This is a genomic window from Pristimantibacillus sp. PTI5 (assembly GCF_048572955.1).
Taxonomy (GTDB): Bacteria; Bacillota; Bacilli; order Paenibacillales; family Paenibacillaceae; genus Pristimantibacillus.
In genome coordinates this window covers 5,085,029-5,097,546 of the sequence record NZ_CP183886.1, presented here as the reverse complement: position 1 = coordinate 5,097,546, position 12,518 = coordinate 5,085,029, and the positions used below count along the sequence as shown (strand labels likewise).

General features: G+C 48.4%; 12 protein-coding genes. All 12 read right to left on the bottom strand.

Annotation, left to right across the window (positions count from 1 at the left end):
• Nucleotides 1-37: 37 nt before the first annotated feature.
• The 12 genes from ACN6MW_RS22785 to murC all read right to left on the bottom strand — a co-directional run bounded on the left by ACN6MW_RS22785 (nt 38) and on the right by murC (nt 12,512).
• Nucleotides 38-1,183 (bottom strand): FtsW/RodA/SpoVE family cell cycle protein, encoded by a 1,146-nt coding sequence (locus tag ACN6MW_RS22785; RefSeq protein ID WP_419872190.1) that lies wholly within the window; start codon nt 1,181-1,183, stop codon nt 38-40.
• 7 nt (nt 1,184-1,190) lie between these two features.
• On the bottom strand, nt 1,191-1,982 hold the full coding sequence (gene minD, locus ACN6MW_RS22780; RefSeq protein ID WP_364143248.1) for a septum site-determining protein MinD: 792 nt from the start codon (nt 1,980-1,982) through the stop codon (nt 1,191-1,193).
• Between the two features lie 3 nt (nt 1,983-1,985).
• The gene (locus ACN6MW_RS22775; RefSeq protein WP_419872189.1) at nt 1,986-2,651 is read right to left on the bottom strand and encodes a septum site-determining protein MinC; all 666 of its coding nucleotides are present in this window, start codon (nt 2,649-2,651) and stop codon (nt 1,986-1,988) included.
• 65 nt (nt 2,652-2,716) lie between these two features.
• Nucleotides 2,717-3,241 (bottom strand): rod shape-determining protein MreD, encoded by a 525-nt coding sequence (gene mreD / locus ACN6MW_RS22770; protein WP_419872188.1) that lies wholly within the window; start codon nt 3,239-3,241, stop codon nt 2,717-2,719.
• On the bottom strand, nt 3,238-4,101 hold the full coding sequence (gene mreC / locus ACN6MW_RS22765; RefSeq protein ID WP_419872187.1) for a rod shape-determining protein MreC: 864 nt from the start codon (nt 4,099-4,101) through the stop codon (nt 3,238-3,240). The genes mreD and mreC overlap by 4 nt, the downstream gene beginning before the upstream one ends.
• 58 nt (nt 4,102-4,159) lie before the next feature.
• The gene (locus ACN6MW_RS22760; RefSeq protein ID WP_308998534.1) at nt 4,160-5,191 is read right to left on the bottom strand and encodes a rod shape-determining protein; all 1,032 of its coding nucleotides are present in this window, start codon (nt 5,189-5,191) and stop codon (nt 4,160-4,162) included.
• 39 nt (nt 5,192-5,230) lie between these two features.
• On the bottom strand, nt 5,231-5,920 hold the full coding sequence (gene radC, locus ACN6MW_RS22755; RefSeq protein WP_419872186.1) for a RadC family protein: 690 nt from the start codon (nt 5,918-5,920) through the stop codon (nt 5,231-5,233).
• 188 nt (nt 5,921-6,108) lie between these two features.
• Entirely contained in the window at nt 6,109-6,738 is a 630-nt protein-coding gene (locus ACN6MW_RS22750) for a Maf family protein (protein ID WP_419872185.1), read from the bottom strand.
• A gap of 54 nt (nt 6,739-6,792) precedes the next feature.
• Nucleotides 6,793-7,035, bottom strand: a complete 243-nt coding sequence (locus ACN6MW_RS22745) for a DUF4321 domain-containing protein (RefSeq protein WP_364143265.1) — start codon at nt 7,033-7,035, stop codon at nt 6,793-6,795.
• 61 nt (nt 7,036-7,096) lie between these two features.
• Nucleotides 7,097-8,596 carry an SPOR domain-containing protein gene (locus ACN6MW_RS22740; RefSeq protein ID WP_419872184.1) on the bottom strand — a complete coding sequence of 500 codons (1,500 nt, stop codon included), beginning with the start codon at nt 8,594-8,596 and terminating at the stop codon, nt 7,097-7,099.
• Nucleotides 8,597-9,786: 1,190 nt separating this feature from the next.
• Entirely contained in the window at nt 9,787-10,449 is a 663-nt protein-coding gene (locus tag ACN6MW_RS22735; RefSeq protein ID WP_419872183.1) for a hypothetical protein, read from the bottom strand.
• A 668-nt stretch (nt 10,450-11,117) separates the two neighbouring features.
• A complete protein-coding gene (gene murC / locus ACN6MW_RS22730; protein ID WP_419872182.1) occupies nt 11,118-12,512 on the bottom strand; it encodes a UDP-N-acetylmuramate--L-alanine ligase in 1,395 nt (464 codons plus the stop codon).
• Nucleotides 12,513-12,518 lie beyond the last annotated feature (6 nt).

Here is a 12,518-nt window from a genome sequence, read left to right as displayed (position 1 = left end):
ACATCCGTTCAGGAGCAGCTTTGTCTGCGGGATGGCCTCAATCGGCCATCTCATATTTTTCTTGATGCGCTTTGATGCTGAATACGAGTCCGATTGACAGCATGTTAAGCAGGAGAGAAGTTCCTCCGTAGCTTACAAAAGGCAGCGTTATTCCCGTAATCGGCATAATGCCAATCATCATCCCGATGTTCTGGAACACCTGGAAGACATACATGGACACGATCCCGATGACGATAAAAGAGGCTCGCAAATCATAACATTTGAAGGCTATGATGATCATGCGATAAATGAGAAGGAAATAAAGGAGCAGGAGTATGGCTGACCCTTGGAAACCAAATTCCTCCCCGATTACGACAAATATCGAATCCGAATACGGATAAGGCACGAAGCCGCCGTTCTTCATATCTCCTTGCAAATAACCGTCACCGCTTAAACCGCCGGAGCCGATGGCAATTTGCGCATTTTCCGATTGATGCCTGTCATTCGCCGTTGCGGTTTCCGGATTGATAAACGTATTGATCCGCTTATGCCAGTGTCCCATTTCCCTATCGTCCAAGTAATTAAAAATTTCCTGGTTAAACATGTTGAACAGAGTGACAAACAAAACTAAACTCGCAACAACGACAGCAAGCCCTGCAATAACATGCGTATATTTTACGTTTCCGATCCACAGCATGCCAAGCACGATAACCAGATATATAATCGCATTGCCTAAATCAGGCTGAATCATGACGAGCATAAACGGTAAAAAAGCGAATGCCGCTATCGGAAGCAAATCATGCATTACCGTCAGCCGGTCTCCCTGCCTGCGTCCCATCAGATAGGCGATACCGATAATAAGCACAATCTTGACGATTTCCGCGGGCTGGAAGGATTGGCCCGCTATGACGAACCAGCCTCTTGCGCCGTTGATGACCGCTCCGAAAAAATATACGAGAATCAACATCGTCACGCCTATGCCGTAAAGGATATGCCAGTTTTTCAGCACGATTCGGTAATCAAACAGCGTTGCCGCGATTGCGACAAAAAAACCTAACGCGTAATAACCAAGCTGTCTCGTATCTGAACCCGCATATTTAGGAAAATTTGCGGTAGCGCTATGGATAACAACCGTACTGATAATCATGAGGAACACTAAAATAATCAGAATTCCCCAGTCCAGCTTTTTTAGTTTGTTAAGCAATTCGTAATCATCCTATTCCAAGAAACTTACGGAAACGTTTGAACGCTCCCGCTTTCTCATCAAGCAGCATGAGCGGAACCATATCGCCGAGGATACGGCGCGCAATGTTCCGATAGGCGATAGCTGCGCGCGAAGCCGGATTCATAACGGTCGGCTCTCCGCTGTTTGCCGCGGAAATCACCTTCTCGTCATCAGGCACGATGCCGACAAGATCGACAGCCAAAACTTGACAAATTTCATCGATATCAAGCATTTCGCCGGATTTCATCATATTTTGACGAATACGATTAATAATAAGCTTACTAGGTATTTTTTCCTGTTCAAGCAAACCGATTACCCGGTCAGCATCACGGACGGCTGCGTTTTCCGGCGTCGTAATGACGATTGCCCGGTCTGCACCTGCGATCGCATTCCGAAAGCCATGTTCAATGCCTGCGGGGCAATCGATAATGACGTAATCATGCTCTTTCTTGAGCTCTAAAATCATATTGCGAACCTGCTCAGGCGTAACCGAATCCTTATCCTTCGTCTGAGCGGCAGGCAGCATGTATAGCTCGTCAAAGCGTTTGTCCTTCACAAGTGCCTGATTTAAACGGCAGCGGCCTTCGGCAACGTCAACCAAATCATAAATGATCCGATTCTCCAGTCCCATGACCACATCTAGGTTACGAAGTCCAATATCGGTATCAACCATACATACTTTTTTGCCAAGCAAAGCTAGCGCGGTACCCAGGTTGGCCGAGGTGGTCGTCTTCCCAACGCCGCCTTTACCTGATGTTACAACAATCGCTTCTCCCATATTCTACACTCCTTTAAACATTATAGGATTATGCCGTATGCGGAATAATTGCGCTAGCTTATCGATTTGCATTCGTCCTTCGCTCAGGAAGGCGAACTCCATTGAAGCATCGCCGGTCATCCATTCCTCGGGCGGTCTGCTGATTACATCTGCAATGCGGAGCTGGGTAGGGCGCATGAGCGATGTTGCGATGATCACATCGGTTCGTCCGCCAATCCCCGCATGCGCTGTGCCGCGCAATGCTCCAAGCACATAAATGTCGCCTGTGCACATAAGGGTGCCGCCTGGATTCAAATCGCCGATTAAAAGTAAATCCCCATCATGCTCATAGGTTTGGCCGGAGCGTATGATAGACGTTAGCACTTGGAGGTTAGGCTGCAGTCCTGACTGTGAATCAACCTTAGGAGCGTCGGACTCGACGGATTGCACCATTAGGTTACCTTGAGACCGAATCACATTTTTGATTCGATCCTTGTCGTCATCTGTGACCTGCCTAGCGCCAAGCTTCACGTGTACGTGTACGAGCGGACCAGTGAGCAGCTGCTGATGCGTTTTCTCCAGCTTGTACTGCAGTTCATCCAGGAGCGTCGCGAATTCACATTTATCGTCGAGAAGGAAGACGAGACCTTCTTTTACACCTTTTATAATAATATGCTGCCTATCGGTCACGTTCGTCCCTCCCCAACCTAATGGATTCTTGATGCGCCTAGTAAAATCCTGCCTGAACGATTATATTATTCCGCATCTTTTTCCGCGTTCGCTTTTGTTTGTCCTTCAAACAATCTTCTCGCCGGCACGTAACAAGCAAGCGCAAAAGCCAGCTGCAAGAACAAGCTCGGAAGAATATGGTCAATGAGTGCCCAAGCGTAGCTTTCATTCGTAATCCGAAAAACGCTGTAAATAAAGTATATAACACTGTCATACAAGATACAGGCAAAACCAATAACGGAGATAGCCATCATGATCGTTGAACGGCGGCGCTCAAGAAGCACGCCCGTATAATAGCCCATTAACCCGATAACAAAAGCATTAATCCCTAGCAAATGTCCAAAATAAACAACATCCTGAAGCATGCCGAAGCTGGCGCCCAGCAGCAAGGCCAGATGGCGTTTGCTGTACAGACCCGAGAAAATAACCATCACAAAAACAAAGTGAGGAATGATCCGATGGCCGAAGCCGGCAGGAATAATCCATGGCATCACAGCTCCCTCGACGATGAAAAGGAGAACCATCAGCAGGATAATTCGGTTCATGCTCATTTGTCGGCTGCCTCCAATTCAGGCACCTGAACGACAAACACCTCAGTCAAGTGATCGAAGCTGGCTGCCAGCTTTACCGAAGCCGTGTAAGTAAGCCCGAAATCGCCGAGCTGCAAGGATTCCACAGTCCCAACAACCAGTCCTCTAGGATAACCATTAACTAAACCAGATGTGATGACAGTATCCTGGATGGTCATTTTATCGTCTTCCGGGATTTTCGTCATGATGAGTCTTGAAGTTTCCTTGTTATAGCTGCTCAAAACACCAAAGGACTCATTCTCGCGACCCAAGATCGTTACAGCGATGGAATTAGACGTCGGCGAAGTCTCATTTAGCTCAGTAATCGGCTTCACTGCTGCCGTAAATGGCGTTACCGAGCTGACCAATCCGATCAATCCATCGATGGTTGTCACGGCCATATTCGGCTTGATACCGTTTTTGGAGCCTAAATTGATCGTCATCGTTCGATTATTCGCTTCGTTACTAACAGAGACAACCTGGGCGATTAGATATTTGTAATTATACATTTCCTTCTGCCGTTCTGTGAACGATAGTTCCTCTTGCAAACGTTTATTCTCTTTCTCTATGAAATTGTAATTAATCTTATCGCGAGAGTACGCGGCAGCCGTAATACGCAGCTGCTCGTTCTCTTCATAGATAGTGCGCAAATTACTGATATCCTCAAAGAAGCCCGCTATATAACCAGCGGGCTTGTAAAACCATTGCTGCACGTATGCTGCCGAGTCCTTTAGAAATTTCTCCGGCCATGATAATTCCTTGCGATCGCTTAGCGAGTAGCCGATGACCGCTATGCACAAAATAAACCCGATCATAAGCATAAACATACGCTTATTTCGCATTAGCTTAAACAGCTCGATCACCTGCCCATTTCATATCCGTTTCCCCTGCGGACCGTATTTAGCGTCTCGAACGAGATGCTGAGCTTCTAGCTTTAAATAAATGGATATTATCAAGCGAACGGCCAGTGCCAATCGCCACACAGTCCAGCGGATTATCCGCAACGATAACCGGCATGCCCGTTTCACGCTGCAGGAGCTTGTCCAAATTGCGCAGCAAAGCGCCGCCGCCCGTAAGCACGATTCCCCGATCCATGATATCGGCAGAAAGCTCGGGAGGACATTTTTCAAGTGTTACCTTTACCGCATCTACAATCGCGTTGACCGTATCGGCCAGTGCTTCCGTAATCTCATCGGATGTAATGGCAAGCGTCTTAGGCAAGCCGGATACAAGATCGCGTCCGCGGATTTCGATCTTTTCGGGACGGTCAAACGGCAGCGCTGAACCAATCTCCATCTTCAGCTGTTCAGCCGTACGTTCGCCGATCATCAAATTGTATTGTCTCTTAATGTATTGCGTAACGGCCTCATCCATCTCGTCGCCCGCTACGCGAATGGAACGCGCCGTAACGATACCGCCCAATGAAATCACGGCTACCTCCGTCGTGCCACCGCCGATATCGACAACCATGCTGCCTGTTGGCTCCCACACGGGCAGGTCAGCGCCAATTGCTGCGGCAAACGGCTCTTCAATCGTATAAGCCTCACGTGCCCCAGCTTGCTTGGTAGCATCCTCTACGGCACGCTTCTCTACCGCCGTGATACCCGACGGAACGCATACCATGACGTTTGGATGGCGAGGGAATAAAGAACGCTGCTTCTGCGCTTGACGAATAAAATATTTTATCATCGTTGCCGTCGTCTCGAAATCGGCGATAACGCCGTCTTTCATAGGGCGAACGGCGCGAATGTTGCCAGGCGTTCTTCCGATCATTTTTTTGGCTTGCTCGCCTACGGCCTCGATTGTTTTTGTATCAGTACGAAGGGCCACCACTGACGGCTCCCTTACCACGATTCCTTTGCCCTTAACGAATACCAGCGTATTAGCTGTCCCTAAATCAATACCTAAATCTTTCGAAAAACCACCAAACATGTTGTTGCTCCCTTCTAATTGCCACATCGCTTTATTATATTACATATGGCCTTGTTCCTTCAAACTTACGAATCTACCGTCTCCGACAACTAAATGGTCAAGCACTTCTATTCCGACGAGCTGTCCGGCCTCTACTAGGCGTTTGGTTAACGAAATGTCTTCCGGGCTTGGCGTTGGATCGCCGCTTGGGTGATTATGAACACAGATAATAGACGCGCTGTTGCGCGAAATGGCTGCACGGAATACTTCGCGAGGATGAACAAGCGATGCGTTAAGCGTACCGACCGACAGGGTTTCGCGGGCTATAATATGATTTTTGGTGTTCAAAAACAAACATACGAAGTGCTCCTTTTTCAAATAGCGGAGCTCTTCCATCACATAGTCCGCCGCATCCTGCGGCTTCCGTACGATAACCGCCTCGCCGATCTGACTGCGCGAAATCCTTCTTCCCAGTTCAATGCCCGCTCGAAGCTGAATCGCTTTGGCAGGGCCAATTCCCCGTATGGCTGTCATTTCTTCCATGCTCATATCCATCAGGTTACGCAAGCTGCCGCATTGCTTTAATATCGCGCCCGCCAAATGTACGGCAGATTGACGCTGCGTGCCCGTACGCAATAGGATTGCAAGCAATTCGGTATGGCTAAGTGCTTCTGCCCCATATTTCATCATGCGCTCTCTTGGACGTTCTTCATGGGGGACATCACGCAAAATCATTGGTTGCGGCAACATGTCCCAATCCCGCCTTTTCAAAGAATCGTTTATTCATATCCTGCCTAATTCTTGAAAAAAAATCCGATCGAAATCATAAAAGCTTAGGCCCAAACGTAACCGGCTAATGGCTTCCTCCGCGGCAAACAAATCGTTTCGCGGAGATATATAAGCAGAATTGCTAGTGCAAGCTTATCCAATGTTACACATCAAAAAACAGCAATGTCATAGGTCGCCAGCATATCAGACAACAGCGATAACGGCAGGCCGACGACATTAAAATAGCAGCCGTCGATCCGCTCCACAATGGTTGACCCTAAGCCTTGTATGCCGTAAGAGCCTGCCTTGTCGCGGGGTTCCCCGGTAGCTGCGTATCTTGCAATCTGGTTCTCGCTGAGAGGTTTCATCATCACCTTGGTCATGCGGTGCGCAACCTTCGCTTCGCCAGTGGCGGAGTTCACGCAAGCGACGCCGGAGTACACTTCATGCCAGCGTCCCTGAAGACGCCTCAGCATGGATTTCGCCTCTTCATCATCCGCAGGCTTGCCTAGCACATCGCCGTCCAGCACGACAATTGTGTCCGCGCCAATAATTATTGACGCTCCATCCTCCTGCTTTTGTTGCAGCATAGGTATGGCCGCATTCGCTTTTCTTAAGCTGAGCTGCTCGACGACTTGTGCCGGCGACCAGCCTGCTTCGATCGTTTCATCCGTGTCAGTAGACAAAATATAAACCGGCAAAGAAAGGTCCAGCGATGCGACCAGTTCCTTCCGGCGCGGTGACGAAGAGGCCAGTACTAGCTGACTAATCGCTTCGTTGCGTGATTGGTTATATGCCATAAAATTATTGCTGCGCTCCTTCGTGCTTTCCTCTGGCGGCCAATAGCCGCTGCTCTACATTTTGCGGTACAACCATATTGCAAGGCAAGCTCCGATGATGCTGAACAGGCTGAGCTGCAAATGAAGCGTCAGGTTGAAACTGAGTACATAGAGATCAATAGCGGGAGACCATGTCGTTTCGATTGGTTTCGTTAAAAAAGAGATGCCAGAAACGGGGGCCAGCCACTGCGCTACCAAAGCGCCGGCAATTAAGCCAAGTATGATAAAAATGAGAAGTATCCAGCCGTTTTTCTTCATCTTTCAACGCCTCTCGCCATGAAATGACACCTAAGACCATTATACGCATGAAGCTATTCGTTTACAATGCGCTGATGGTCGCAAACCATTCTTTTTGCGCAATGACCGCATTCATAACCGCTTTTTGGGTTGACCATAAATGGGCTTGAGAGGGCTTTTTATCATACGCTTCCATCGATTTGGCAGCTGAATTTATAGCTTGTATGATTTGATCAAGATAGGCTTTTCCATCCGCGTCTAGTATACCTATTCGCATCGCTGCGGCATTTTCTGTCCATTGCTGATGCTCGGCTTGCCACGCGGCTGCCGCTGCCGTGCTCAAGGGAGACAAAGCTGGCTGCTCCAGCTGCGCTAATGTTAAATCATCCAACATTTGGACGATTGCCCCTGTCCGTTCAAAGAAGCTTTGCGCGGCTTCTGATTCGCCCGTGAACGGAATTTTTGCAGGGTAGTTGAGGCTAACTTCTTTAATGAATAGATCAATATCCGGCAGCAATCCCCGGATCGCCTGCGCTTTGCTCCGGTCGCTTCCCATACCCGCGTAAACGCGATAATCGGCTGCACTGTTTATTGCTGCTCCTGCTAGACCTTTCTGCTCCAGTTGTTCGAGCGCAGCGTCCCTGCCCGCCGTATTGCTGAATACACCGAACTGCAGCAAATAATAGGTCTGATCCAGCCCCTTAAGGCTGGCCATCGCCGTATTTGCATCGGGATTGGGATCCGTTGTATCGCCCGCTGCCGGCGGCGCCTGCTCTCCAGTGTTTTCCGTCTCGCCAACGACTGTATTAGCGCCTGTCTCATCGTTCGAAATACTGCCTGTAACCTCCTCGGAATCGGGCTTGTTTCCTGATCCGCTCGGGAAGATGCTCGCCCCCGTAAACAAAGACAACAGCAAATAGCCAAACAACGCGCCTGTAGCCAGCGCAGCCGCCACCGATAAGAACACGTTGAACCAAGAAGGCGCTCCGGCCTTGCTTTTCATTCTAGAATATTGACGCTTATTGCTTGTTGATTCTTCGTATAGAAGCTCCTCCTCATAAGGAGGGTGAACCTGACGCGCATCATTTGCAAAATAAAAGCTTTCATCTCCAGCAGCCTGATTATCGTCCGGCTCATCGTCTGCCTCGAATGCGGCTTGCTTCTCTATTGGCTTAACGATTGGCTTCGCGGTCGGTAATGCGCTTGGCATAGCCTTTGGCACATCGACAGGCTTTAAGGCAGATGTCTTTTCCTTTGGTGGAATCGCCGGTTTCGGCTGTGCTGGATCCGGCTTTGCATCCGAATTTCGGATCAGCTGCTCCAATGCGGCAATGTCCTCTTGAAACGGACTGTTCCAAGGGCTGACTTCGCTAATCGCGTGCTGATCCGTAGAAGGATATAGTGGAATGACTTTCATTTTAGCTGGTTTATTCGGAATCGTATTCGTATTCGGTGCCGTGCTGGCCGTGGCAGCTGCCTTGCTTTCAAGGACCTCCTGCTGTTTATCCATGCGGTGCCCTTCTTCGCCAACGGTTTGCCCGTTCCGATCGAAACGGTAAGTAATCCGGTTTTTTTGCGTCACGATAACCACTCCTTGTCCCTTTCTTCTAGTATTAATCTATGAGACTTTTAAGAGATTTAGACCGAGTACGGCAGGTCTTCTGTGTTTTTTGGAGCTGCTTCGATTATCGTATTCTCGTGGGGACCAGCTGCGTGTGGTGACCGGTTGCGCGTGGGGCATGGCTGATCATGGAGGGCAGTTTGATGGCACGGCTGCTCTTGAGGAGCATGGCTGCTCGTGAGGTGGGAATGTTGCATATGAGGAGCACAGCTGCACGTGGGGGATACGGCTGCTCTTGAGGGAGGATGTTGCACATGGGGAGCACAAGCTGCACGTGAGGGACACGGCTGCTCTTGAGGGAGGATGTTGCACATGGGGAGCACAAGCTGCACGTGAGGGACACGGCTGCGCATGGGAGCATGAATGCTCGTAAGGGGCGTGGCTGCGTAAGGTGATCATGGCTGCTCGTGGGGAGCGACTGTGTATGGCGACAACTGAAGGGAACGCGCCTTTGTCATTGCGAGACACGCATTGCTTTGGTGGGCAGCGAACATGGTTGCGCAACCTATGTATCCGTATCGTTTCTAGGTGAGCTAGACTCCAATCAGCATACACCGTCTCGACACACTATACATTTAACAGGAAAAACTCCTGCTAATTCTTTTCCATTATCGGTTTTAGATCATTTAACTGGAATAACTCCTGCTAATATGTGGATCATGCCTCATTTAGCCATTTAGCCTCGAATTTAGATGGATAAATTCCCGTTAAATCAAACTTCTATATCCTCATAGAACGATTAACGGGAATTTTTCCTGTTATTTGCCTCTGCCGGCGAACATGGTTTGCGCAACCTATGTATCCGTTTCGCAGGCTCCCCATTTTCGCGAGGCCCCTAGCTTACAAAGGAAAAGTAATTAGCAATTGCTTACTCAAAAAGCCAGCTAATAGATTGCACAATAAGCAAGTCTATAGGTTGATGTCTAAGCGATGAATGGTGCTGGCGAGCAACGCCCCCAAGGGACAAAGTGGAAGCATATCCGGTTTTTCGGGAAAAGATAATAATATTGGATTTATAATTTGAAGAGAATTTACAGACAAGCTGTGAGGAACTTTTGCGGGCTGTCATTTGCTAAAATATTGGTGCTTACTCTTTTTGCGATAAAGCCCCTTTATATCCCCTTCTTATTATCCCACAACGTCCCCCAAATCTAACTGTCTGCCCGACTTGATTCCGATAAGACTTGACTTGCCTTTTCATATAAGCCGCGCTTGATTTTTCTGTCCTTTTCGCCCAGCTGAGGCTCCGAAAATACACCCAACCCTTCTTTTGTCGCTGCCTTACTTTCTAAAATATAATCCAAAGTCGAATACGCTCTCATACTCAGCAGTCTCAGTACATCTTCCGAATTTAATATGAAGCCTGCCTTGACTGCCTCTCTATATCTAAAAGCTGTTGCTTCTTTCATAAATGTCTTCTCATCGATTATTTTCTCGGCCTTTTCCAGCTGCATGAGCGAAAGACGATCCCGTTTTATCACGGTAATTACTAGACTGACAAGAGCCAAATATCCTGTCGCAGCCAATGCTTGGAGCAGCTCCTCCAGAAGGCTGTCACCCAGCTCGAGCTCTTGCTCGATCCTTCCAGCAAAATAAGAAAACGCGACATGCTCCTTAGCGGCCGGTATAAGGACAATCCGGTTCATTGCATGGTATAGTCTACTGTTTGCTTTAGGGGTCAGTTCTCCGCTCAATCCCAGTTGTTGGCTTGTACTCATTCCCGAAATTAAGGAATTTATTTTACAAAGTTCATCCACCTGAAGTTCCGTCCCGCTTGATTCAAGAATGTCAATGAATGCGTCTATTTCAGTCAAATCCGGCCACATCCTTTATGTTTCTGACAAACCTGTACCTGTCTGCACGCCGACCTAACACGCTCCAGCAAAATCCAGCTACCGATTGCCTTACGCTATTGAATTCCCCTCTACAACTTTCGGAAAAATTCAATACCTTTAGAGCTTCATCATCCTCTTAGCCCACATTACGCTTCCTTTGCTACACTGCATTTTATACAACATAATACGACGCAGCTCAGCAACCTTCAACCTACAATGTAGATTATGCAATAGAATACTTAGTTTCGATTGATTTTCGTCCTGTTGGAGTGCTCTCTGCTGCATTTTCTGCATCATAGCAGGTTGAAGGAGTGCGATATTAGATTTACATTGCAGTTTATGCAGCGTAGAAGAACCTCTTCTGAAAATAGTGCTAATCTAATCATTCGCTATCGCTTTCTATTAATATCCACCAATTGCCGCCCAACTGCTTACCAGCACGCAAGGATATGCGTAAAATAACCTGCGCTCCCGTGATACTCATCCACATGCACATGCACTTGCGCATGCTCTGACTCGCACTGGTGCTTTTTCTTTTGCGTACGCTCCCGCTTGAGCCTGTACTTCAGCCTTTTCAATTCCCCCAATTATCGCTAAAAACACAAAATGCCCGATGATTCCGTAAGGAACCGCCGGGCATTAATTGTTTATTGGTTTGATTTCAACGATTTGGCCAGCGAATCCGCTACCTTCCAAATGTCGCCTGCTCCCATTGTGATGACCAGATCGCCTGGCGCGACCCGTCCTGACAAATAGTCGAACACTTCTTCCTTGGTTGGAAGATAAACCGTATTGGCATTGCTGTTGCTCTTAATTAGCTCTACCAGCTTAAGCGAGGTCACGCCCTCAATTTGAAGCTCTCCCGCAGGAGAGTAAATATCGGTAATAATAACTTCATCCGCCTCAGGAAATGCACGGCTGAATTGCTCAAACAAGAAAAAAGTACGCGTATAGCGCTGCGGCTGGAATACCGCAATAATGCGTTTGCCTGTCGCCTTAGCCGCGCTGATCGTCGCCCTGATCTCTGTCGGGTGGTGAGCATAATCGTCAATGACCAAAATATCGTTGACTTCGCCCAGCACCTGAAAGCGTCGCTTAGCGCCTCTAAACGCTTGAATCGCAACCGCGATTTTGTCAAAGTGCAGGCCTGATTCAAGACAAGTAATAATCGTAGCCATCGCGTTATACACATTATGGAGACCTGGAACCGAAAGCTCCACTTCTCCCAGGGTTGCTCCGTTATGCGTCATCGTAAAGGATACCTTACGGTCTCCAAGCACGATATTTTGCGCCTTATAGTCTGCATCGTTATCAATACTGTAAGTGATCAGCTGCGATTTATTGATATTCCCTTTATACACTCGCGGTATCAGTTCGTTAACCGTCTCGTCATCCGCGCATACAATCGCCTTGCCGTCCGATTTCACCTGCTGCAAAAATTGTACATAAGCGGCTTTCAGCTTACCGAAATCGCCGTCATAATTTTCAAGATGATCCGGCTCAATATTCGTCACGATAGCCAGTGTCGGATGGTAATGAAGGAACGAGCCATCACTTTCATCCGCTTCGGCCACGACATACTCGCCTTTGCCTGCTTTAGCGTTGGTTCCTACATTAACGATTTCTCCGCCGATAATATAGGTAGGATCCGCATCGCAATTTTCCATGACAAGCGCGATCATCGAAGACGTGGTCGTCTTCCCATGCGCGCCGGCTACCGCGATGCCTTTGCCTGCGTTCATCAATCTAGCGAGCATTTGCGATCGGTGCAGCACTGGAATGTTCAGCTCCTCCGCTGCCACCCGTTCAACGTTATCCTTGGAGAGCGCTGTCGAGTAAATGACCAGGTCCGCCCCCTTCACATGCTCCGGCTGATGACCGATAAAAATGCTGGCACCATTTGCTGCAAGCTTCTCTGTTAATTCTTGACGCGCGACATCGGACCCAGTCACTTTATAGCCCATTTCCAGCATAACGCGGGCAATGGCACTCATTCCGTAACCGCCGATTCCGATGAAATGAACGTGTTCTGCCGTATTCAAAGACGG